The 22,754-nt window shown below is 40.2% G+C and carries 20 protein-coding genes; 8 read left to right on the top strand and 12 right to left on the bottom strand.

Going from position 1 to position 22,754, the window contains the following annotated elements:
* Positions 1-222 (top strand): DUF3820 family protein, encoded by a 222-nt coding sequence (locus R2S08_RS04935; RefSeq protein ID WP_316834094.1) that lies wholly within the window; start codon positions 1-3, stop codon positions 220-222.
* Here the strand turns inward: R2S08_RS04935 and R2S08_RS04930 are convergent.
* Genes R2S08_RS04930 through R2S08_RS04920 form a run of 3 tightly spaced genes read right to left on the bottom strand, consistent with a single transcriptional unit; the run spans position 219 to position 2,135 of the window.
* Entirely contained in the window at positions 219-1,028 is an 810-nt protein-coding gene (locus R2S08_RS04930) for a phosphatidate cytidylyltransferase (RefSeq protein ID WP_316834093.1), read from the bottom strand. The two genes, R2S08_RS04935 and R2S08_RS04930, sit on opposite strands and share 4 nt — an antisense overlap.
* Positions 1,025-1,231 carry a DUF2007 domain-containing protein gene (locus tag R2S08_RS04925; RefSeq protein WP_316834092.1) on the bottom strand — a complete coding sequence of 69 codons (207 nt, stop codon included), beginning with the start codon at positions 1,229-1,231 and terminating at the stop codon, positions 1,025-1,027. The genes R2S08_RS04930 and R2S08_RS04925 overlap by 4 nt, the downstream gene beginning before the upstream one ends.
* Complete coding sequence (locus R2S08_RS04920; RefSeq protein WP_316834091.1) at positions 1,212-2,135, bottom strand: CPBP family intramembrane glutamic endopeptidase; 924 nt, start codon at positions 2,133-2,135, stop codon at positions 1,212-1,214. Before R2S08_RS04920 ends, R2S08_RS04925 begins: the two co-directional genes overlap by 20 nt.
* A 53-nt stretch (positions 2,136-2,188) precedes the next feature.
* Here R2S08_RS04920 and dusB point away from each other — a divergent pair, with 53 nt between their 5' ends.
* Together dusB and apaG are read left to right on the top strand one after the other, a co-directional pair.
* Positions 2,189-3,196: a tRNA dihydrouridine synthase DusB gene (gene dusB, locus R2S08_RS04915; protein ID WP_316834090.1), complete on the top strand. Its 1,008-nt coding sequence runs from the start codon at positions 2,189-2,191 to the stop codon at positions 3,194-3,196.
* A gap of 33 nt (positions 3,197-3,229) precedes the next feature.
* Positions 3,230-3,616, top strand: a complete 387-nt coding sequence (apaG, locus tag R2S08_RS04910) for a Co2+/Mg2+ efflux protein ApaG (protein WP_316834089.1) — start codon at positions 3,230-3,232, stop codon at positions 3,614-3,616.
* On the opposite strand, the gene R2S08_RS04905 is transcribed toward apaG, so the two are convergent.
* Entirely contained in the window at positions 3,613-4,308 is a 696-nt protein-coding gene (locus R2S08_RS04905; RefSeq protein ID WP_316834088.1) for a zinc metallopeptidase, read from the bottom strand. The two genes, apaG and R2S08_RS04905, sit on opposite strands and share 4 nt — an antisense overlap.
* Before the next feature lie 85 nt (positions 4,309-4,393).
* Between R2S08_RS04905 and R2S08_RS04900 the strand changes: the two genes are divergently transcribed.
* On the top strand, positions 4,394-5,533 hold the full coding sequence (locus R2S08_RS04900; RefSeq protein WP_316834087.1) for an FAD-dependent oxidoreductase: 1,140 nt from the start codon (positions 4,394-4,396) through the stop codon (positions 5,531-5,533).
* 76 nt (positions 5,534-5,609) lie between these two features.
* Complete coding sequence (locus R2S08_RS04895; protein WP_316834086.1) at positions 5,610-6,920, top strand: DNA recombination protein RmuC; 1,311 nt, start codon at positions 5,610-5,612, stop codon at positions 6,918-6,920.
* Here R2S08_RS04895 and thiL read toward each other — a convergent pair whose 3' ends face one another.
* Together thiL and nadA are read right to left on the bottom strand one after the other, a co-directional pair.
* Entirely contained in the window at positions 6,921-7,961 is a 1,041-nt protein-coding gene (gene thiL / locus R2S08_RS04890; protein ID WP_316834085.1) for a thiamine-phosphate kinase, read from the bottom strand. It abuts the gene before it with no gap.
* An 87-nt stretch (positions 7,962-8,048) separates the two neighbouring features.
* Positions 8,049-9,047 (bottom strand): quinolinate synthase NadA, encoded by a 999-nt coding sequence (gene nadA, locus R2S08_RS04885; RefSeq protein WP_316834084.1) that lies wholly within the window; start codon positions 9,045-9,047, stop codon positions 8,049-8,051.
* Positions 9,048-9,901: 854 nt separating this feature from the next.
* Here nadA and nadB point away from each other — a divergent pair.
* On the top strand, positions 9,902-11,488 hold the full coding sequence (nadB, locus tag R2S08_RS04880; RefSeq protein ID WP_316834083.1) for an L-aspartate oxidase: 1,587 nt from the start codon (positions 9,902-9,904) through the stop codon (positions 11,486-11,488).
* Positions 11,489-11,498: 10 nt separating this feature from the next.
* Positions 11,499-12,008, top strand: coding sequence for a gamma carbonic anhydrase family protein (locus R2S08_RS04875; RefSeq protein WP_316834082.1), 510 nt, complete (start codon positions 11,499-11,501; stop codon positions 12,006-12,008).
* A gap of 1 nt (position 12,009) precedes the next feature.
* Here the strand turns inward: R2S08_RS04875 and R2S08_RS04870 are convergent, their stop codons facing one another.
* The 6 genes from R2S08_RS04870 to R2S08_RS04845 all read right to left on the bottom strand — a co-directional run bounded on the left by R2S08_RS04870 (position 12,010) and on the right by R2S08_RS04845 (position 21,882).
* A complete protein-coding gene (locus tag R2S08_RS04870; RefSeq protein ID WP_316834081.1) occupies positions 12,010-13,596 on the bottom strand; it encodes an Ig-like domain-containing protein in 1,587 nt (528 codons plus the stop codon).
* 194 nt (positions 13,597-13,790) lie between these two features.
* Positions 13,791-15,653 carry a tRNA uridine-5-carboxymethylaminomethyl(34) synthesis enzyme MnmG gene (mnmG, locus tag R2S08_RS04865; RefSeq protein ID WP_316834080.1) on the bottom strand — a complete coding sequence of 621 codons (1,863 nt, stop codon included), beginning with the start codon at positions 15,651-15,653 and terminating at the stop codon, positions 13,791-13,793.
* 67 nt (positions 15,654-15,720) lie between these two features.
* A complete protein-coding gene (locus R2S08_RS04860) occupies positions 15,721-15,969 on the bottom strand; it encodes a CBU_0592 family membrane protein (protein ID WP_316834079.1) in 249 nt (82 codons plus the stop codon).
* A 2-nt stretch (positions 15,970-15,971) separates the two neighbouring features.
* Complete coding sequence (locus R2S08_RS04855) at positions 15,972-17,840, bottom strand: ABC-F family ATP-binding cassette domain-containing protein (RefSeq protein ID WP_316834078.1); 1,869 nt, start codon at positions 17,838-17,840, stop codon at positions 15,972-15,974.
* A 285-nt stretch (positions 17,841-18,125) separates the two neighbouring features.
* Positions 18,126-18,560 carry an rRNA maturation RNase YbeY gene (ybeY, locus tag R2S08_RS04850; protein ID WP_316834077.1) on the bottom strand — a complete coding sequence of 145 codons (435 nt, stop codon included), beginning with the start codon at positions 18,558-18,560 and terminating at the stop codon, positions 18,126-18,128.
* 10 nt (positions 18,561-18,570) lie between these two features.
* Positions 18,571-21,882 (bottom strand): DUF4175 family protein, encoded by a 3,312-nt coding sequence (locus tag R2S08_RS04845; RefSeq protein ID WP_316834076.1) that lies wholly within the window; start codon positions 21,880-21,882, stop codon positions 18,571-18,573.
* Positions 21,883-21,933: 51 nt separating this feature from the next.
* Between R2S08_RS04845 and R2S08_RS04840 the strand changes: the two genes are divergently transcribed.
* Positions 21,934-22,716 (top strand): glycerophosphodiester phosphodiesterase, encoded by a 783-nt coding sequence (locus R2S08_RS04840; RefSeq protein WP_316834075.1) that lies wholly within the window; start codon positions 21,934-21,936, stop codon positions 22,714-22,716.
* Positions 22,717-22,754: the final 38 nt, after the last annotated feature.

Genomic DNA, 22,754 nt, shown 5'->3' with positions numbered 1-22,754 from the left:
ATGAATCCACAACTTTTAAAAGACCTGGTGACCATGCAAATGCCTTTTGGTAAATACAAGGGCCGTATCCTGTGCGATTTGCCAGAGTCCTATCTGATCTGGTTCCAGAATGAGGGTTACCCACCCGGCAAGCTGGGCCAGCTCCTCGGAACGCTCTATGAAATTAAACTCAACGGTCTGGAATATCTTTTAAAGCCGCTAAGGGAAGGAAGAAGATATTAGTTCAAGACGAGATACAGATACGTAAAAACAATCGGTGCAGCAATTAAAAGCCCATCAAAGCGATCCAAAACGCCCCCATGACCTGGCAACAGTGTACCTGAATCTTTTACATCCAGACTTCTTTTCAACATAGATTCGACCAGGTCACCCAAAGTACCAAAGGAAACCACCAGTACCGCCATTCCTACCCAAACCGGAGCAGCAATCTCTTTGAAATAAAAGGAAACCGCTAAAGCAACCAATACACTGGTCAATACCCCTCCTAAAAAGCCTTCCCAGGTCTTTTTAGGGGAGTGACGTTCAAATAATTTATGTTTACCCAGTTTCCTTCCAAACAGATAAGCACCGGTATCACTTGCCCAGAGCATCAGTAAGAAGGCCAATGGCAAATGATAATTATATACATTCCCGCTAAAAGAAAAGCCCAGGGCATAGAAAAAGCAAAAAGGAATGGTTGTATATATCAAACCCACAAAAGTGTAGGAGATGTCAGAAAAAGGGGCCTTTTCCTTTCTATACAGTTCCGCAATAAACACCGAAACCAATAAAGGAATCAGCAAGAGCAAGTACCGGGCTTCAAACTTTAGAAAATAGCAAGAGGCCAGTGAGAGGAAAATAATCCCACCGCTGAGCAGACCAATGCCTGTATGGGGTTTGATGCCAGAATTCCTGATCAGTTTGTAAAATTCTGACAAGGCCATTAAACTCAGCAGTAAATAAAAGACACTAAAAGTATATGCACCCAGGAATATAGATCCGAGCATGACTATGGTAAAGAAAAAAGCGGTTATTGCCCTTGTTTTCATAATTCGTTTTGCTCAATATACACCTTCGCCTTTTCTTCATCTTCCGCATTCACCATCACGGTGAGCACCCCAAAAGTCCCGTAAGAGGAATCCTGTTTGTTTAGTACCACAGCCGGTATCTCATTTTCTATTAATCCCTGTTTCAGGATTTCTGCACTATAGGCATTACTCGTGGTAAATACCTTAACCCAATTGTCTTCCATGAGTTGTTCTTTTTTTAAAATATATAAACAAGGCTATAGTGACCAATAAACTCAATATATAACCATACCATTTAAAATGAAAAGTATTATCGGTGTCATCCAGCGGTAAATGTTTAATTTGGAGGTACCAGGCCACACAAACGGCATAGCCATTGTTTATAAAGTGCCCCAGCATCGCATACCATAAACTCCCGCTCCAATAATAGATATACCCAAATCCAGCCCCTAATAACAATCTGGGTAAAAACCCAAAAAACTGCATATGTATAGCGCTAAAAATAAAAGCAGCAAACCATATGGCTACATGGGGATTGTTAAACATTCTGTTCAAACCTCTCTGCACACCACCTCTGAACATCAATTCTTCTGCAACCGCAGGCAACAGTGCAATCATAAAAAGATTCACCAGGAAATCCCAGGTTGTATTGATCTTAAGCAGGATCATCGTCATCCTCATTGCCTCTTCTTCCTTTTCCCGAATCAAGGTGTCCAAGGGTTTCAAAAAATCAGGCAATACCATTTTCTGATTGATCAGGGCTGTCCATTCCATAAAGGGCATGGAACATATCATAATTAAAAAAACGAGAAAAATCCATTCCAGCTTTGGTTTTCCAAAACCATAAAAATCTTTAATCTTTCTGCCGTTCTCAAAAGCCAAAAGGAGTGGGGGAGCAAGAAACAAACCAATTGAAGTGCAAATCTGAATGATTTTTAAGCCATTTAAATATTCAGGGTTTCCTCCCATTAAAGCATTTGGCTCAAAAACCTTCGATCCATACATCAAAAAGAGAATCGCAAAACCCAGCGCCGTAAAAACAAAAACCCCGGCAAGGGCATAACCTGCCAACGCAAGCAGCTGTACATAAGCACTTTTTTCAGGTTTTACATTAGGCGGAAAATTCATTATTTGGATTATTTGTACCTTTGTCTTTTTAATTTTGGTTTGAAGATAGAAAAATGTCTGTAAAGATAGGAAATATAGATTTGGGAGACTTCCCTTTATTGCTTGCACCGATGGAAGATGTAAGCGATCCTCCTTTTCGTTTTGTATGTAAACAAAGCGGGGTGGATATGATGTACACTGAATTTATTTCTTCTGAAGGACTGATCCGGGATGCCGCCAAAAGCAGGGCAAAACTGGATATTTTCGAATACGAAAGGCCAATAGGCATCCAGATTTTCGGCAGTGAAATTGATCATATGCGTGAAGCCACTGAAATCGCAACGATGGCCAAACCAGACTTGATGGACATCAATTATGGTTGTCCTGTAAAAAATGTAGCCTGTCGCGGTGCAGGATCAGCATTACTCCAGGACATTGATAAAATGGTTAAGATGACAGAAGCCGTGGTCAAAGCAACACACTTGCCCGTTACCGTTAAAACCAGGCTGGGTTGGGACGATACCACTAAAAATGTAGAAGAAGTAGCTGAACGCCTGCAGGACATCGGTATTCAGGCCCTAACCATTCATGGAAGGACCAGGGCACAATTGTACAAAGGAGAGGCCGACTGGACGTTGATCCGGGAAATCAAAAGAAATCCACGGATCAAAATTCCCATTTTTGGAAACGGTGACGTAGACAGCATCCGCAAAGCAGCAGACTGGAGACTGGAATTTGAAGTAGATGGTATTATGATCGGAAGGGCAGCCATTGGTTATCCATGGATCTTCAGGGAGATCAGACATTTTTTCAATACCGGGGAAATTCTTCCTGGTCCAACCGTAGAAGAGCGTGTATCTGTGTGTAGAACACATTTTGAAAAATCGCTGGCCTGGAAAGGTCCAAAAGTGGGTATTTTTGAAATGAGGCGCCATTATGCCAACTATTTTAAAGGTTTGCCAGACTTTAAAGGGTATAGAATGCAATTGGTAAAAGAAGAAAATATAGAAACCATCCACAGTATTTTGGACGAAGTGGCAGACAAATATCATAATGTTCAGCCCCTGAATGAAATGGCTTGATTTTTGAAATAATTTAGTAAAAATAGCAGTAAAATGGTCACAGCAATAACAGAGGGTGTAAAAATTTCCGTAGAAACCATGTACCAGGAAGAATATTCCAATCCTTCCAATGACCAGTTCATGTTTGCGTATCGTATTGAAATTGAAAACATGTCGGATTATACCATACAATTGAAAAGACGCCAATGGTTCATTTTTGATTCCAATGGAACGGAAAGAGAAGTAGAAGGCGAAGGTGTAGTTGGCTTGCAACCCATTATTGAACCTGGAAATCACCATTCTTACGTTTCAGGATGCCAGTTATCAACAGAAATAGGCAGCATGAGGGGACATTACTTTATGTCCAGAGTGGCTGTAGAAACAGAGTTTATTGTTGACATTCCACAATTCGAACTGATTGCTCCTTACCGTTTAAATTAATTACGGTTTCTTCCAAAGAGCATAGAAGCATAATAGATCAAATTGGCCAGTGCACCAAGTGCAGCCACCACATAGGTCATCGCTGCCCACCAAAGCGCATCCTTGGCTTGTACATTTTCATCTTTAGTATTCATAATATGCTGATTGGTCTTCAACCACAGTAATGCCCTTTTACTCGCATCAAATTCTACGGGTAAGGTTACAAAACTAAACAAGGTTACCAGTAATAATCCGGCAACACCTATACCAAGCACAAAGGGGTTTCCTGTAAAACCAATCATCAGTATGCCGATGATCAGCACCCACTGGAGCAGATTAGAAGAAATGCTTACTACAGGAACCATGTTAGATCGCAGTTGTAACCAGTGATAGGACCTGGAATGCTGTACTGCATGCCCACATTCATGTGCTGCAACAGCTGCTGCGGCAACACTCCTTCCATGAAATACATCTGTACTCAGGTTCACCGTTTTATCGGCAGGGTTATAATGATCGGTCAGTTGTCCTTCTGTACTCATAACCTTGACATCATAGATGCCATAATCGTTCAACATCCGCTCTGCTACCTCTTTTCCTGATAAGCCTGAATTCAACTGCATTTCAGCATATCTGGAGAACTTATTTCTAAATATCCACTGCACAAACATACTGATCACCAGCATGATTAATATTGCTATTAAATACGTTTCCATTTTTTAGGTATGTTTTTCATATACACTCCAATCAAAAAGCGTTCCCTTATTTTTTAACCTGCTGAAATTTAGATAAATTTAGTCTATGGGAACTACCTTATCTTACTGGGAAAAAGCCAGTTTCTTTACTTTTGACATTGGCATTATAGGCAGTGGTATCGTCGGATTAACTGCTGCAATTACTTTAAAACAACAATATAAAAATCTAAGTGTAGCCATCTTTGAACGCGGATTTTTGCCTTCTGGTGCCAGTACAAAAAATGCAGGATTTGCTTGTTTCGGAAGTATTTCTGAACTGATCGAACAGGAAAAATCTATTGGATCCAACGGACTTCACCGTCTCATAGAAAAAAGATGGAAAGGTCTTTTAAAACTTCGGAAACTGGTTTCTGATCAGAATCTGTCCTATAAAAACTATGGCGGATTCGAACTTTTTAAACCTACAGAACAAGAACTTGCCGCCGCATGTGTAGCTAAAATTGATCACTTTAACCAACTGATCAAAGACATCATTCCAGGCGGTAAAAGTTTTAGTCTGGCAGGGGCTAAAGTAAACACTTTCGGCTTTAAAGGAATTGAAACACTGATAGAAAATCAGTTTGAGGGACAGATTGATACAGGAAAAATGATGAAACATCTCCTGCAGCTGGCCAGCAGCCTGGGTGTCGTGCTGTACACCAGCTGTGCGGTGGAAAAAATAAGCGAAGAAGAAAGACATCAAATCCTTTCCACTCCACATGGTCCTTTTAAATGTACGTCGGTACTTCTCGCCAATAATGCTTTTATCAATGAACTTTTGCCAGAAATAGATGTTGTACCCGGCAGAGGACAGGTACTGATCACCAAGCCCATAAAAAACCTTAGGATCAAAGGTACTTTCCATTACGACAAAGGCTACTATTACTTCAGGAATATTGATGACCGTATTTTATTGGGTGGCGGGCGCAACCTGGCTTTTAAAGAAGAACAAACAACAGCATTTGGAACAACTCCAATTATTCGCAAGGCATTGGAACAATTGCTCCAAGAGACCATTTTACCGGATATCCCTTTTGAAATTGAGACCAGCTGGAGTGGAATCATGGGTTTCGGAAAACATATTGATTCCATCATCAGGCAAATCAAACCAGGTATTTTTTGTGCAGTAAGATGTAATGGAATGGGGATTGCAATGGGCAGTCAAACCGGTCAGGATGCTGCCGAACTGATCCTCAAAAGCCTATAACAGGTCTCTTCTTTATTTACTAATTAATTTGTTATTCATTTTTAAAATATTCATTTTTGATAAAAATATTAGTAAAATGGAATACCTGATCCTGACCTTGCTGTTGCTTATTTTATGTGCCCTGATCTTTTTATTTACAAAAAAAAACACTGGCAGTGGCGTTCATCTGCTTGAACTCAAAGAGACGGAACATCAGAAAGCGATCGCCTGGCTTAAAGAAGAAAAAACAAGGACAGAAGACGAATTGAATGATCTGAGAAATCTGTTTATGCAGGAGCGGGGCAAACTGATCAAAGCAGAAGAAAACCTCCACAGTCAGCTGGCCAAACAAGCTGAACAGGAAAAATACATTGCCGAACTCCAGTATAAATTCAAACTAGAATTTGAAAATATTGCCAATAAAATCCTGGATGAAAAATCTTCTAAATTTACAGAACAGAATAAAGTCAACCTCGACAGCATATTAAGCCCGTTACGCGAAAATATCAAGGCCTTTGAGGAAAAGGTAGACAAGGTCTACAAAACTGAATCTGACGAGCGGAATACCCTTAAAGGTGTCATTTCACAGCTCATGGTACAGAGCAAACAAATACAGGAAGATGCCACCAACCTGACCAAGGCGCTGAAAGGCGACAGCAAAAAACAAGGCAACTGGGGAGAAGTGATCTTAGAACGTGTACTGGAAAGATCAGGACTGATCAAAGACAGGGAATACCGTATACAAACTTCCCTCAGTGGTGCAGAAGGTACCCGTCTGCAACCCGATGTACTGATCGATCTTCCTGATGAGAAACATATCGTAGTGGATTCAAAAGTGTCCCTTGTCGCTTACGAACGCTTTGTCAGTGCAGAAAGTGAAGAAGAACGCGAAAATCAGCTTAAACTTCACATCCTTTCCATTAAAGCCCATATACAAGGCTTATCAGGAAAGAACTACCAGGACCTTTACCAAATCAATTCTCCTGATTTTGTCCTGCTCTTTATTCCGATAGAATCCTCTTTTGGATTGGCTGTACAAAGTGATGCGGAACTGTTCAATTATGCCTGGGACAGGAAAGTTGTGATTGTGAGCCCTTCTACCTTGCTGGCCACCCTCCGCACCATTGCCAGTATATGGAAGCAGGAACGGCAAAACAGAAATGTTTTAGAAATCGCGAGGTTAAGTGGTAGCATGTACGATAAGTTTGTTGGATTCTTAAGCGATATGGAGGCCATAGGACGCAACATCAGGCAAAGCCAGGATGCCTATGACAAAGCGATTAGTAAACTCTCCACAGGGGCTGGAAATCTGTCCAGTACTTCTGAGAAAATTAAAAAGCTGGGTGCAAAAACAAATAAGCAGATTGATGTTAAATTTTTGGACCCAGCTTTAACGGAAGAGGAATAACTATAATTTAAATGCGTTCCAGCCCTGGGCTTTCAGTTCATGAACCACATTCGACTTGGAAATCATCTTGCAACCAGAGTTTTTATCCGTCATATGACCTATAACCGTAATGTCAACATCATGCTTTAAACGCTCATAATCAGCCTGTTTAATTGTGAATAACAATTCATAATCTTCCCCGCCGTTCAGTGCACAAACTGTAGGGTCAAGTCCAAGTTCACGTGCCGTTTCATAGGTCATTGGATCAACAGGTAGCTTATCTTCATAAATGGTACAGCCCACACCAGACTGTTCAGACAGGTGGAAAATCTCAGATGCCAGACCATCTGACACATCAATCATCGCCGTCGGTTTTATTTTCATTTGCGAAAGCAGATCAACAATATCCCTACGGCCTTCAGGTTTAAGCTGACGCTCAATGATATAATCCTTTCCTTCCAGATCAGGCTGAATATTAGGGTTTTCCAGGAAAATCTGCTTTTCCCTCTCCAGGATTTGCAGACCTACATAGGCACCTCCAAGATCACCGCTCACACAAAGCAGGTCGCCTTCACCAGCGCCATTCCGGTAACAGATATCCTGCTGGTCTGCATAGCCAATACTAGTTACACTAATCACCAAACCCTGTTTACTCGAAGAGGTATCCCCTCCTATTAAATCAATATTGAATTTATTACAGGCCAGCTCCACCCCTTTATAAATCTCTTCTACAGCTTCCAGCGGAAATTTACTGGACAAACCAATGGAAAAGGTAATTTGTCTTGCTATGCCGTTCATGGCATAAATATCACTTAAATTAACCTGTACAGCCTTGTAACCCAGATGCATAAGGGGTACATAAGCCAAATCAAAATGTACACCTTCCAGCAGCAGATCCGTAGAAACTAAGGTCTGCTTGTCTCCAAAACTCAGTACAGCTGCATCGTCTCCAATCCCTTTTACACTGCTCTCATGCTGGATCTTAAAATGATCCGTCAGGTGTTTGATCAGCCCAAATTCTCCTAATTCTGCAAGGTCTGTACGTTCTTTATTTTCAAACATTATCTTATTGTTATATAGTCAATTAACAGGTTATCCACATTGATTTCATCGTCTATTTTTCGAAAATCAACAGCATCTGGTTCTAATTTATAAGCCTAAACTAGCTGATATCTCCAGCATTCTTTCGATCGGTTTCCTTGCTTCCACAATAATATTTGCGGGAACAGTAACTTCCGGAAGACCATTTTTCATACACAAATACAATTTTTCAAGCGTATTTCTCTTCATATAAGCACAATCGTTGCAAGCACAACTGTTGGTTGGAGGAGCTGGAATGAAAGTTTTTCCCGGACTTGCCTTTTCCATTTGGTGAATAATCCCACTTTCGGTAGCCACAATAAACTCTTGTGCATCGCTATTGATGGAATATTTTAACAATCCTGTTGTAGAACCAATATAATCAGCCATTTGCAAAACCGCTTCTTCACATTCGGGGTGCGCAATGAATTTTGCATTGGGATGTCTTTCTTTTAGTTTGGTAATCTTTTCCCTGGAAAAAATTTCATGAACCATGCAGGCGCCGTTCCATAAAACCAAATCTCTTCCGGTTTTTTTAGCAACCCATGCTCCAAGATTTTTATCCGGTCCAAAAATAATTTTCTGATCTTTTGGCAAACTCTCTACAATTTGTACCGCATTGGTTGAAGTACATACAATATCACTTAATGCTTTTAATTCCGCAGTACAATTTACATAGGTGATCACCAAATGGTCTGGATATTTTTCCTTAAATTTTTTAAATAAATGTGGTGGGCAACTATCGGCCAGTGAACAGCCCGCTTTTAAATCGGGCAGCAAAACCTTTTTTTCAGGAGATAATATTTTTGCAGTTTCTGCCATAAAATGCACTCCGGCAAACACGATAACGTCGGCTTTTGTTTTAGCAGCTTCCTGTGACAAGCCCAAACTATCACCAATATAATCAGCAACATCCTGTATATCAGCTTCTTGATAATAATGAGCCAATACTATAGCATTCTTTTCCTTTTTCAGTTTTTCAATTTCTTCAAAAAGATCCAGAGTCGGGTCAATTGCTTCATCTACAAATCCTTTGATATTTAATTCCTCTAGGACATCCGTTTTCATTAAAGTATAATTTATTTATTTTAAAATATATATTTTCTTTATAATTATTTAATAATCAGCAGTATCCGCTGTATAATGCCTCTTAGATTGCGATATTCACAAGCTGATGCCCTGTACCAGAGCTATATCTAAATGTCAGCGCCTCTGTTTTTATATTTTTTAACGGAACCAAATATACCCAATCTTAATCTGACCGCTTTAGAATGTGATATTTAAAAATTAATTTTTCCTTTTATCTTATAACAAACTCTCAGGAGCTCTATTGTCAAAAAAAAGAGTCCTTTTTTTTCAGCAAACTTCCTATTCTAAATTTGAGCGCTTTAGAATGCGATATTTAAAAATTGACTGACCTTCCTGTCGTATAACAAATTCTCAGGGACTCTGACTCTAAATTTTTTCCTTTTTCTGCTTTTTAAAATTTATCCGTCCTAAAACTTTTGTAAAGGTACGAGGTTTCCACACTTCAATAAATTATAATTATTTAATATAAAATCATTTTCTATTGTTTATTAGTGTGTTGGTATTGTTGGTAATTTCGGAATTTCTATGCAATTATATAACTTGTTCTATAGTTATCCACAAATGATCTGCTTTTTTTTTATAAATATCAGCTGATTAACAATTAGATATTATTTATTCTAAAAACTTATCAATACCAGTATGTGAATTTTTTGACTGAGGATAAAAAGTGAATAACCCTGGGAATGCTGGTTAAAAATAACTGAAAATATTGTGTCAAAATCTGTTTTTACCTTAGCTTTAAACATTCAAAAATATTTGTTCTATTTATTTATACAAGAAATTAACAGTTCTGCCAACGTTGTTAACAAAGTGGTGGAAATTAGCCTAAATCAATGAAAAAAGTCGATTTTTTAGTCATAGGCTCGGGTATTGCGGGTTTGAGCTTTGCTTTAAAAGCTGCCCGGCACGGGAAAGTTTTAATTATTACCAAGTCAAATGAAGATGAATCCAATACAAAATATGCCCAGGGTGGGGTAGCAGTTGTAGTTGATAAAGATGATTCATTTGACAAACATATTGAAGATACTTTAATTGCAGGAGATGGATTATGCGATGAAAAGGTAGTGGAAATCGTCGTAAAAGAAGGGCCTCAGCGTATTCAGGAGATTATTGATTATGGAATCAATTTTGATAAGGATCCGAAAGGCGTTTACGATCTGGCCAAGGAAGGTGGTCATTCGGAGCACCGCGTTTTGCATTATAAAGATGTGACGGGTTACGAAATTGAGAGTGTTTTGCTCAAGCAGATTCATGAGAACGAAAACATAGAGATATTAACACATTACTTCTGTCTGGAGTTGATAACTCAACACCACCTTGGTGAATTTGTTGACAAGAGTACTAAAGATATCCACTGTTTTGGTGTATATGCCTTTAACACAGAGCGTAACGATGTGGAGAAAATCTTAGCTTCTGTGACTATCATGGCATCGGGTGGTGCAGGACATATCTATTCGAGTACAACAAATCCGGTTATTGCTACCGGCGATGGAATGGCGATGGTTTATCGTGCTAAGGGAAAGTTGAGAAATATGGAGTTTATCCAGTTTCATCCCACGGCACTTTACCATCCGGGTGAGTATCCTGCTTTTTTAATTTCTGAGGCAGTTCGTGGTTTTGGCGGCGTGCTCAGAAGAAAGAACGGAGATGAATTCATGTATGAATATGATGCACGCGGTTCTCTGGCACCAAGAGATATTGTGGCGAGAGCCATAGATTCTGAGATGAAAAAGTCAGGTGAAGACTTCGTTTATCTCGACATTACGAATCGAAAAAAGCAGGATATTTTAAATCATTTTCCTAATATTTATGCCAAGTGTTTGTCTATCGGGATAGACATGACTAAGGATCTGATACCCGTTACACCAGCTGCACATTATATGTGTGGAGGTATTTTGGTTGATGAATTTGGAAGATCTTCTATACAGAATCTGTATGCTTGCGGAGAATGTTCCTCTACAGGACTGCACGGTGCAAATCGCTTAGCTTCCAATTCTTTACTGGAAGCGCCGGTCTTTGCCCACCGGATTTATCTGGATGCCGTTGAACGTTTTAAAACAGCTGTAATGCCAGATCATATTCCGGATTGGAATGAATTCGGTGTTACGCAATCGAATGAGGACATCCTGGTGACTCATAATTTAAGAGAAATGCAAAAGCTGATGAGTGATTATGTTGGCATTGTTCGTTCCGATTTCAGACTGGACAGGGCCATGAGAAGGCTGTACCTTTTATTCGAAGAGACTGAAGAATTCTATAAAAAGAATAAAGTTTCAGTTAAATTATGTGAACTCAGAAATGTGATACAAGTGGCCTATATTGTTATAAAATCAGCAATGGCGAGAAAGGAAAGCAGAGGTTTGCATTATACAACAGATTATCCAAAACATGCAGAAACACTAACAGATACCATATTTTAAACGAAGGATTATGCCAGTAATATTACCAGTGAAAGGGAAATCTCCCGATTGGGGAGACAATTGTTTTATTGCACCAAATGCCACAATAGTAGGAGAGGTGAGCATAGGAAATAACTGCTCTGTATGGTTCAATGCGGTGATCAGAGGTGATGTTAATCGTATAAGTATCGGTAACGAAACCAATATACAGGATGGCGCAGTCATCCATGCAACCTATTTAAAGGCGTCCACAACAATTGGAAACCGGGTTTCTGTTGGGCATAATGCTATTGTGCATGGCTGTTTGATTAAAGATCATGTGCTGATTGGGATGGGGGCAGTTGTAATGGATCATGCGGTTGTTGAGGAGTATTGTATCATCGCCGCTGGATCTGTGGTGCTGGAAAATACTTATTGTGAAAGCGGATATATTTATGGTGGGACACCAGCTAAAAAATTAAAGCCCATTACTGAACAGCAACGGGCTTTATTAAATAAACTTCCTGACAATTATATTCTATACTCTGATTGGTTCAGGTAAATTAAGAGGAGGGTTCTTTTGGGATAGTGATGGTTTCATTTCTATCCCAATTGGCCTTTATGGAGAGCTCTTTTGGCTCATTGTAAACCTTTTCAGGTTGAATACCTTTGGCTATCTTTCCGGTATCCCAGAGACCGTTTTTATTAGCGTCGTAAATAATCCTCACGAAATACTTTCCTGCCCGGTAATTGGCAAATTTTAGTACCGTATCCCCCTGGAAAGTATTGGTATTGACAATGAATTTCTTTTCATCCAATACCTGTAGGATATACTGCTTATCTTTTTCAGTAACAGCTACTTTGAGTTGTAATGTGCCATAATTATCCTTGTTTGCCAACTCAAATTTCTTACTGAATTCTTTATTTGTAGCTTTAAATATAGCTGTGAAGGCACCCGCTCCAAACTTGATTTCATAAATGCTTTTGGCTACCCATGGGTATTTAACCAGGTAGGAGAGCAGGTCTGTACTGTCTTTAACTATGGTTATCCCTTTCTTTATAACAGAGTCTTCCATTAGGGTTATTTTAGACAGATCAACACCTTCTACGGGCAGTGTAAAGCTTAAACGAAGGGGCCTGTTGGGATTAAGTAAATTGCCCTCCAGATTGTCTGTAGCGGTTAGCGTACGCGTATAAGTATCTTTTTTACCCCGTGTCAGTTTTGCCGTCTGAAGCAATTTTCCTGCATCAGTTACACTTACTTTTACGGAATCAAAGTTCATATCTTTTAACCAGAGCTTCACGGAGTCTTTCGTGGCATTGAATTTAACAAGTTTACCCGCATCCAGGGCCGAAGGTTCGGTAACTGTAAGTTCTGGTTTGGAGAGTTTCTGGTTAAAGTCCATAAATATACTCCCGTCGGGGTTGAGTTTACGATCAATGATCCTGAATACTGCAGCATCCTCTTTAAACATCACCATATTAACGTCGTTCGTATTGGCTTTTAAATGTATTGGCTCTTTTAAAAATCCAACTTCATCAGAGCTTTGCTGGTAAATTTTATCACTGTTTTTATCCTTAACCGTGTAGATTTTATAGTCACCTTTTCTTAGATTACTCAGTTTGTAGTTTCCGCTGCTGTCTGTTGTGGTATAAATAGATGGACGTTTTTTACCAAATAAGCTGTCTCTTTCCAAAGGGAAAAGCATAACTACGGCTTCTATTTCCGGAAGCTGCGTCAGGGAATTTATGACTTTTCCCTTTATACTTAAAGAGTCCAGGGTAGGACCGGTCGAAAATACATAGGTGAAATTCTTGATCACGTTTCCTTCGTTGATATCGCCAATGGATTTACCGAAGTTTAAAGTATAAGTGGTATTCTTTTCCAGACTGTCCATGAAATTGATTTCAAGAAATTTCTTCTTTACTTTTAGTTCAGGTTGTCTTTCCAGTTCAGGTGAAATTGAAAATTCCTTTTGCTGATTATTGATCTTAAAATATTCATCGAACTGAATCACTATTTTTTTAGCCCGAAAATTAGTAGACAGATCTTTTGGTTCCATTTTCAAAACCTTCGGTGGCTTGGTATCTTTTGGCCCTCCGGTGAGCTGGCCAGGTGTCCCGCAGCCATAAAAAAGGGAAATTCCCATTAGGATAGAACAAAAGATGATTAAAATTCTATTAATGCCTGATTTTGCCATTTTAATGAGCTCTGAGTGATTTTATTCGTGTTTAAACTACTTATATTAAAAAAATTAAAAAGTGCTTTATATCGCTTTAAAATAAGTCTGATTTCGAAGCGATGTTTTGTGCTTTAATTCATTGATTATCAATTAATTGTGTTTTATTTACTGATATGTACCATTAAAACGGAGATATCGGAGGGCGAGACACCTGAAATTCTTGAAGCCTGACCTAAAGTTCTCGGTTTGATCTTCAACAATTTCTCTCTTGCCTCTTTAGACAGGGAAATCAGTTGAGAATAGTCAAAATCAGGATTGATGTCTTTATCTTCCATCTTCTGCATTTTGTTGACGATTTCCTGCTCTTTCTCAAAATAGCTCTCGTATTTAATTTTGATCTCTGCTTGTTCCACTGTCTCCTTATCGTATTTATTGAGTAGTTCATTAAATGCCGGGCTAACCTGACGAAGGTCTTCTATGCCCACCTGAGGACGGCTTAATATGCTAAACAGTTTCACATTTTGAGTAAGTGCACTGGTACCTAGTTTTTCCAGCATGTCGTTTGCGGCCAGCATGTCAATACCTTCTTTTTTTGAAAAGGCAACAATGGCATCTGAATTGGCTATCTTTTGTTTCACCAGGTCGAGGCGTTCATCGCTGATGAGTCCCAGCTGATGACCAATAGGGGACAGGCGAATATCTGCGTTGTCTTGTCTCAGCAGCAACCGGTGTTCAGCTCTGGAGGTAAACATCCGGTATGGCTCATCTGTTCCTTTGGTTACCAGGTCATCAATTAATACACCTATATAGGACTCTGATCTTTTCATAATCAGTTCCTGTTTATCGTGTACTTTCTGATGCGCATTAATTCCAGCGATAAATCCCTGACTTGCAGCTTCTTCGTAGCCTGTAGTTCCGTTGATCTGCCCTGCAAAGAATAAATGGCTTATTTTCTTTGTTTCCAGCGTCAAAGTGAGTTGGGTAGGTGGAAAATAATCGTATTCTATGGCATAACCCGGGCGAAACATTTTAGCATTTTCAAAACCTGGGATTTGAATCAAAGCACGATATTGCACGTCTTCGGGGAGGGAGGTGGAAAATCCATTCACATAAATTTCGCAAGTATTCCAACCTTCAGGTTCTACAAATATCTGGTGTCTTTCCCGTTCTGCAAACCGGTTAATTTTGTCTTCTATAGAAGGACAATACCTTGGTCCAAGGCCTTTGATCCTTCCGGTAAACATGGGTGATTTCTCAAAACCTTCTTTTAAAGTTTCGTGTACATTGGCGTTGGTATAGGTGATCCAGCAGCAACGTTGTTCTGTAGGAAGTGCTACATTGGTATAAGAAAATCTACCTGGATTTTCATCACCCCATTGTTCTTCCATCAGGGAATAATTTAGGGACCTCCCATCTACACGGGGTGGGGTTCCTGTCTTCATTCTTCCTGCTTCGAATCCGAGTTCTTTGAGTTGTTCGGTAATTCCGGTAGCTGCTTTTTCTCCTGTACGTCCACCACCAAATTTCTTTTCTCCAATATGAATTAATCCATTGAGAAATGTACCGTTTGTGAGTACAACAGATTTAGATTTGATTTCCACGCCTATAGAAGTTTTTACCCCAATTACGCGATCGTTCTTTATAATAAGGCTGCTGACCATGTCCTGCCAGAAGTCTACATTTGGTGTGCGTTCAAGGGCCAGGCGCCATTCTTCAGCAAATCTCTTTCTGTCGTTTTGTGCTCTTGGACTCCACATAGCCGGGCCTTTTGAAAGATTCAACATTCTGAATTGGAGGGTTGTTTTATCTGCGATGATGCCTGAGTAGCCACCCATCGCGTCAATTTCTCTAACGATTTGTCCCTTGGCCACACCGCCCATAGCAGGATTACAGCTCATCTGCGCGATCGTTTCCATGTTCATGGTAATCAATAGAACGGAGGATCCGAGATTTGCTGCAGCTGCAGCTGCCTCACAACCTGCATGGCCGGCACCTACAACAATGACATCATATTCTTTAAACATTGCTCTTTTTTATTAATGTTCCACGTGGAACAAGCCTCCTGTAATTGCGAACAAGAGTACTTAGGTTTCACGTGGAACGTTTACTTTTAAAATTCTTAAAAAGGCTGAAAATAGCCACAAATACCCATACTGTCTCTAATATAACGAAAGGAATGAAGCTGATCATCCAGGAAGAATATCCTGCAATCGCAGCACCAAACAAATTCAATATGGCATAAATCGGATCTTCGGCTTTGATTAATTTCAAAGCTTGTAAAAAGAAGGCAACTAGTAAAAGGCCTACACCGATTGTTGCAACTAGATCAGAGGGTTTCATCTTTAATTTATTTTTTCAGATAATTCCAACCAACGTTCCGTAACTTGATCCAGCTCACTTTGAATACGCTCTATTTTATTGGTCACTTCCTGTATCTGGATGTAATCTGTGCTCTCTATAGAAAGTAGGGAAGAGGTCAGTTCTGAAATCTTATTTTCAAGTTTGGCGATTTGGGATTCTGAATCGTCCAGTTCTTTCTGCTCTTTATAACTTAACTTTTTTACCACAGAGGCAGGGGAGTTTTCTACTTCCACTTTTTTAGATGGTTTAGTCTCTTTCGTCTTTTCAGCTTCTAAACTAATCCTGTACTCAGAATAATTACCATTATAAATCGTTACTTCTCCATTGCCCTCCATGATGAACAATTGCTCGCTCATTTTATCCAGTAAATACCTGTCGTGAGAAACCAGAATTAAAACGCCAGGGAAGTTTTCCAGAAACTCCTCCAATACATTTAGGGTATCAATATCCAGGTCATTTGTTGGCTCATCCAGGATAAGGAAATTAGGATTCTGCATCAGGACTTTCATCAGGTGCAAACGCTTCTTTTCACCACCGCTTAATTTTTCTACCATCCCATGTTGCTTCTTTGGAGGGAACAAAAATAAGGTCAGTAACTGCGAAGCGGAGATGGTGGATCCATCTGCCATTTTGATATATTCTGCATCAGATTTTACAATATCAATAACACGCTCTTTTTCATTAAATGCGAGACCACCTTGTTTATAATATCCATAAACTGTAGTATCTCCAGTGTCGGCGGTACCTCGTTCCGGAGACAAGTTTCCAGTGATGATATTTAGAAAAGTAGACTTACCTGTTCCATTTTTTCCTGCCAGTCCAATACGGTCTGCTTTCTTAAATGTATAGCTAAAATCATTAATAATTTTCTTCTCGTCAAAGGATTGTCCGATGTGGTGCAACTCTAATATTTTATTGCCCTGGCGGGACATTTTTACATTCAAGGTAACTGTTTGATTATCAGATCTTTGTTTTGTTTTGTTCTCCAGGTCGTAAAATGCGTCTATTCTGGACTGTGATTTTGTAGTCCGGGCCTGTGGCATACGGCGCATCCATTCCAATTCCTTTTTCAACAGGTTCTTGTTTTTCTGGAAGGTACTTTCATCTGCGGCTTCCCGTTCTGATTTCTTCTCCAGGAAATAGGCATAATTCCCGTTGTAATTGTATATTTTACCTCTGTCGAGTTCTACGATCGTGTTACAAACATTGTCCAGAAAATACCTGTCGTGTGTAACTAAAAGTATAGTTTTATTGCCGGAAGTCAGCAACTTTTCAAGCCATTCAATGGTATCAATGTCCAAATGATTGGTAGGCTCATCCAGTACATAGATCTCCGGATCCTCGATCAGTAGCTTGGCCAAAGCAAGACGTTTTTTTTGTCCTCCTGAAAGGGTAGAGATCTTTTGCTGCAAATGGTTAATGCCCATTCTGCTCAGGATGGTTTTGATCTCATGCTCATATTCCCAGGCATTATGCTCGCTGAGTTCTTCGTATAAGCGGTTCAGTTTTTTCTCGTCAGGATTGGGATCTTCGATCAGTTCTTCATATTCTTTAATCAGCTGTTGCTGTTTATTCTCCAGGGAGAAAATGAAGTCACTGATGCTGTAGCCATCCGGAAAAGATGGTTCCTGGTCCAGAAATCCAATCTTAACCGATTTATTCTTCACGATCTTACCTTCCAGCGGGTTGAAACGCTCCGCAAGTAATTTCAATAACGTACTCTTCCCTGCTCCGTTGATACCTACCAGCGCTACACGCTGTCCGGTCTGGATGCCAAGGGTTAGATTTTTAAACAGCCATTCATCATGATACGCATGACCCAGGCCTTCTGCTGCAATTAGTGTGCTCAATTTATATTTTTAACGATTTGTCAGTTAAGAAATTATTACAAAAGTAAGCAATAATTCTCTTGTATAGCATTGGAGTATTGAGGTATGCTGCCACAGTTTACACCAAAGCAACAAAGCAGACATATGATGTCCCTGGAAATGAAGTCTGAAATCAGATCAAGACTTATCAGGATTTAGACGGGTATTATATGCCACATTGCTTCTGGCGGGGTTTATTTTGGGACAAGCAATTTCCTTCCCGGAAACGATTCCAGGCGATAGAAGGCATGGAAATTGAATGGGAGGTTATTTGGAATTAATGAGGGAAAGATAATGATCTTCTTTTTGCGTCATCAACGTTTTGTCCTTTTTTGACTTGTCTTTATATCCTAACAGGTGTAAAGTTCCGTGGACCATGACACGGCAAAGTTCATGGAATACGGTTCCTTTAAATTCCTTTGCATTTTCCTGGATACGTTCTATACTGATAAATATATCTCCTGCAATCATTTTAAGCATCTCTGAGTGATCGAAAGTGATGACGTCGGTATAGGTGTCATGATCCAGGTATTGTTGGTTCATGGTCAGTAAATACTCGTCTGAGCAAAGTATAAAATTCAGTTCCTCCAGCTGATGGTCTTCGGAGTGGATGGTATCCAGCAGCCAGGTCCTGATCAGTGTTTTATGCTTAAGTGTATAAGAGAGGTCTTCTGTAAAGAAATGGATTGCAATTTTACTCATGCCAGTTAGATTATGGGGCCGAATTTAGCAATTTAAAATAATCACTGATTTTGTTTTTATAGTAATAATTTAAATCGGGCGGCAGTTTTTGGAGAATGTCCTGTTCGTTGCGCTGCCGGAGCCGGAACTTTTCCAGCATCTTGGGATAAGACGGAGGAAAGTCTTTACCGGCTTTGCTTTCCCTTTTGGCATCTTCATCCTGCTGCCGTTCTGCTTTTTCTGCATCCAGCATTTTGGTGAGCAGGTCCTTTTGCCTGCGTATAGTTTCCTGTTCAATCCTTTTATTTACCAGATCTTCTTCGGTTTGTTTCATATCCTGGATCATTTGGTTCAGGTTACCTAATTTTCCTTTTCCATCTTTGTTGTCCTCCCGGTTAATCTTTTCGAGTGCTTCGCGGATCATTTGCTGCTGCTGGGCCATTTTTCCAATTTCCTGGCTCATCACACCTTTGGGAACAGTTCCTTTGTTGCCTGCCTTTTCCAGCTGCTCTCTTGCCTTTTGCATATTGTTGTTGAGCTGTTGTTGCATTTTTTGCAATTGCTGCAAGCTCTGTTGTTTTTTTCCTTTGCCACTGCCCGAAGAATTCTTCATTTTCTGCAGTTGCTCCAGGGCTTCATTTAGCATTAAGCTGAGGTTGTTAATAGAAGTCATGGCATACTGCTGGTTTTCATTGGCGGCATAGGTTTGACGGTCTCCGAGTTTGTCCAGACTCTTGTCCATATTGAAATTAATTTTCTGGACTTCTTCATTCACCGTACTTGAAATCTGAGGCACGCGCTTGCTCAGAGAGAACAAGCTGTCGGCAATGGTTTTCATATTGTCTTTAATGGTCCGCTGCTTTTGAACGTTAAGCGTATACTGCGGATCGGTACTGTTCATATTTTTCAGGCGGAGCATCACTTTTTCCTGTTCAAAGGAGGCATTTAGTAGATTTTGAAGTAACTTTCTGAGTTCCTGTGCATTAATACTATTTTCAGTTTCTGAGGCCTCCTGCTGCTCTTCCTTAAGCTTCTGAGAAAGCTTTTTAAGCTCCTCTGCTGCTTTCTCCTGGCTTTTTGATGCATTTGGTCGATCGGATTTGGATAGTTGATCCTGGGCAGCCTTTTGTAAGGACTCAATTTGGTTGATTTCCTTGTCCGGACGTTGAAAGGGGTTGGGTTTTTCCAATTGCTGGTTTTTTTCGTCCAGTTGCTGAAATTCTTTTTTCAGTCCGGTCAGTTCTTTAGAGATATCGGCCTGTTTCTTTTTGAGGTCCTCAAGGTCTGCATTTTTCTGTGCACTCTGTTTACTCAGGGTTTCTTGCATTTTGGCCAGTTCTTCCAGTCGGTCGGTTTTGTTCTGAAGGTTTTGCTCAAATTCGAGTTGTTTGTACAATTCCAGGATTCTGTCCAGCTCATTTTTTAAAGACTTATTGTCCATTTGCATTTTAGAAAGTTCACCGGAAGTTTTATCCTTGTTGCTTTCGTTCATCAGATTCTGGAGTTTTTCCAAAATGCTTTTCGTTTTTTCATCCAGGGCATTATTGAACAAATCGTCAATCTGCTGTTGCTTTTTCAGGAGTTCATCCTTTAGCAGATTGTTTTCTTCTTTTTCAAAAGTTTGCTGGGCATTAAGTTTTTTGATTTCCTGTACGGATTGGTCCAGTTGTTTTTGCTTGTCCAGCAATTGCTCTATCTGTTTTTTATCTTCCAGGGTAATCTCCTTTTTGTCCAGTAGTGTTTCACCTAGTTTCTTGCTTTCCTTTTCCACCTGGCCGGCAAGTTTAATGGCATTTTCCATTTTTTGTTTCAGCGCATTGCTACCCTGATCCGTTTTTGCAGCGGTTTGCTGTGCAGTAGGGACCAAGAGTGTTTTGATGGCAGATTTGCTCGACTTAGGTCCATTTACACCATCATTATCTGCCACCTCAAAATAATACTCGAGGGTTTGTCCGGGTTGAAAAGCATCATCTTTTAAAGACCAGAAATAGAAGAAACTGGACTGTGTCTGATTTTTCTGGAAAGGAATAGTTTTGGAAATGGCTTTCTTTATTTTTCCATTTTCGAGGATGTGATAATGGAAAGTAAGCGCACTGAAGCCATGGTCATCCGAGATCTTACCCGTAAAATACAGGGTCTTATTGCTGGCGGAATCGGGGTTTTCCGTTACGGAAATCTCCGGAAAGAGGTCTTTAATTACAGTTATGCTATAGCCTATGGCATCAGTGCCCCTGTTTTGAGTGTTTTCTGGACTAACCTGGTAAGTCGTACTGTTTCTGAGCTGTGCCTTGAAGATGCTTTGGTTTTCAGAAACAGGTAGTCTGAAAGTTTTGGTGTCCAGGTTAAATTGAACATGATCTGTATGTTCGGTACCGATGGTCCAGGAAATGAAAGTCCCTTCGGGAACAATCAGGTCGCCGGCATTGGTGTTTTTTTCTTCTTTTTTACCCAGGTAGGATGGATAATGCAGGCTGGCGCTGAGCTGCATAAGGGACGGTCTTGGTTTTACCAGGACGGTATACTTTCTGGAATTAAAGCCTCCTGCAGAAAAATGGAATTCCAGGTCTTTTTGCAGATTTTTAAAGGTGTATTGAAAACGGCTGATGTTTTGTTTTTCAAGTTTATAGGTATTCAGACCACTCACCATATAGACTTCCTGTGGTAACAGGTCTCCCTGAAGGCTCAGGCTCAGGGTGTAATCTTCACCCTGGGTGGACTGAAGTTCTTTTTGAAGCAAAACAAATCTAAAGGGGGCTTCGGGAAGGATTTCCTGGTTATATTTGACAAAACTGCTGGTACCTTCGCGGAGAATGGAAGGGGCTATAAATGAGATAAAAAGGATAACAGCCAGGGGAATCACCAGGTATTTCAGGTATTTTTTATTATCGCTAAGGTGTATCGCACTGGAAAAAGGGACAGGCTTAAGTTCCTGGATCTTTTGGTCTATCCCGGCGAGGATGAGTTGATTGTTGCCGGGGTGCTGATCGGCAAGTGCTTTCAGCTGAAGCGTATTCAGCAGCTTGTCTTTTACATGAAAGAAGTGCTGGCCAATAAGCGTTGCGGCTTCTTCCAGGCTTTGGGTTTTTCTCAGTTTCAGCAGAGTAAGAATTGGCCTTAAGATCCAATAAACGATGGCAATAGCAGCAATTCCCCAAAAGGAAAAAAATAAAAGAGTTTTGATCAGTACGGCTGGGTGGAGGTAATAGACGGAAAGGAAGAGGATTACATACAAGGCCAGGAGCAATGCCCCGGTGTATAGCGTGCCCCGCAAGAGCTGGTTCAGGTAAAACTTCCTGCTGAACTCGTTGATCTTGGATATAAGAAGTCCGTAGTTACCCTCCATAGGCCTAAATTAATTAATAAACTGCTATTTTAGCAGCTAAATATAGTTAAGATGAGATTATCCCTGTCAATTTTATTGTGTTTAAGTATGTTATCTGTTGCAGTAAAGGCTCAAAAGATGAAATGGAACCAAAATAAAGTCATTGCCCACCGGGGTGCCTGGAAAAAAAACAACCTGCCGGAAAATTCAATTGCCTCTTTAAAAGCGGCCATTGATCTGAAATGCTATGGTTCAGAATTTGATGTGCATATGACCTCTGATGGGGTGCTTGTCATCAACCATGACGACGATTACCAGGGCCTGGTGATCACGACTTCGACCTTTGTTCAGCTGAGAGAAAAGAAATTGTCGAACGGGGAGGATATACCGACCTTAGAAGAATACCTTAAAGAAGGCCGGAAACAGCAGGGAACGCGGATGATCCTCGAAATTAAGGATGTGAAGGGGGAGGGACAGCGTATGTTGGAAATCACAGATGCCGTAGTTGCGATGGTGAAAAAATTAAAGATGCAGGCCTGGATGGAATACATCAGTTTTAATTATGAGGTGCTGAAGCGGGTATTGGTGCTGGATCCTAAGGCAAAAGTGGCTTATTTAAATGGAGAAGCCTCTGCTGTACAGTTGAAGAAGGATGGGTTTGTTGGAGCAGATTACCATTTTAGTGTATACAAAAAAGATCCGGAATGGTTTTCCAAAGCCCATGATCTGGGTTTAACATTGAACGGTTGGACCGTCAATAAGGAAGAGGATATGAAATGGCTGCTGGAACATCATATTGACCTGATCACGACCAATGAGCCGGAGTTGCTTTTTGAAGTCCTGAAGGGGAAATAAAGGGCGAAGGCGCATAAAAAAAGCTTCCTGAAGAACAG

Origin of the sequence: Pedobacter nutrimenti (assembly GCF_032678445.1) — a bacterium.
GTDB classification, from domain to species: domain Bacteria; phylum Bacteroidota; class Bacteroidia; order Sphingobacteriales; family Sphingobacteriaceae; genus Pedobacter; species Pedobacter nutrimenti_A.
Note: the sequence above shows the minus strand (reverse complement) of the source record. Positions and strands in the feature narration are given on the sequence as shown.

Coding starts and splice junctions, on each gene's coding strand:
- R2S08_RS04935 (WP_316834094.1), top strand. CDS start 1: ATGAATCCACAACTTTTAAAAGACCTGGTGACCATGCAAATGCCTTTT.
- R2S08_RS04930 (WP_316834093.1), bottom strand. CDS start 1,028: ATGAAAACAAGGGCAATAACCGCTTTTTTCTTTACCATAGTCATGCTC.
- R2S08_RS04925 (WP_316834092.1), bottom strand. CDS start 1,231: ATGGAAGACAATTGGGTTAAGGTATTTACCACGAGTAATGCCTATAGT.
- R2S08_RS04920 (WP_316834091.1), bottom strand. CDS start 2,135: ATGAATTTTCCGCCTAATGTAAAACCTGAAAAAAGTGCTTATGTACAG.
- dusB (WP_316834090.1), top strand. CDS start 2,189: ATGTCTGTAAAGATAGGAAATATAGATTTGGGAGACTTCCCTTTATTG.
- apaG (WP_316834089.1), top strand. CDS start 3,230: ATGGTCACAGCAATAACAGAGGGTGTAAAAATTTCCGTAGAAACCATG.
- R2S08_RS04905 (WP_316834088.1), bottom strand. CDS start 4,308: ATGGAAACGTATTTAATAGCAATATTAATCATGCTGGTGATCAGTATG.
- R2S08_RS04900 (WP_316834087.1), top strand. CDS start 4,394: ATGGGAACTACCTTATCTTACTGGGAAAAAGCCAGTTTCTTTACTTTT.
- R2S08_RS04895 (WP_316834086.1), top strand. CDS start 5,610: ATGGAATACCTGATCCTGACCTTGCTGTTGCTTATTTTATGTGCCCTG.
- thiL (WP_316834085.1), bottom strand. CDS start 7,961: ATGTTTGAAAATAAAGAACGTACAGACCTTGCAGAATTAGGAGAATTT.
- nadA (WP_316834084.1), bottom strand. CDS start 9,047: ATGAAAACGGATGTCCTAGAGGAATTAAATATCAAAGGATTTGTAGAT.
- nadB (WP_316834083.1), top strand. CDS start 9,902: ATGAAAAAAGTCGATTTTTTAGTCATAGGCTCGGGTATTGCGGGTTTG.
- R2S08_RS04875 (WP_316834082.1), top strand. CDS start 11,499: ATGCCAGTAATATTACCAGTGAAAGGGAAATCTCCCGATTGGGGAGAC.
- R2S08_RS04870 (WP_316834081.1), bottom strand. CDS start 13,596: ATGGGAATTTCCCTTTTTTATGGCTGCGGGACACCTGGCCAGCTCACC.
- mnmG (WP_316834080.1), bottom strand. CDS start 15,653: ATGTTTAAAGAATATGATGTCATTGTTGTAGGTGCCGGCCATGCAGGT.
- R2S08_RS04860 (WP_316834079.1), bottom strand. CDS start 15,969: ATGAAACCCTCTGATCTAGTTGCAACAATCGGTGTAGGCCTTTTACTA.
- ybeY (WP_316834077.1), bottom strand. CDS start 18,560: ATGAGTAAAATTGCAATCCATTTCTTTACAGAAGACCTCTCTTATACA.
- R2S08_RS04845 (WP_316834076.1), bottom strand. CDS start 21,882: ATGGAGGGTAACTACGGACTTCTTATATCCAAGATCAACGAGTTCAGC.
- R2S08_RS04840 (WP_316834075.1), top strand. CDS start 21,934: ATGAGATTATCCCTGTCAATTTTATTGTGTTTAAGTATGTTATCTGTT.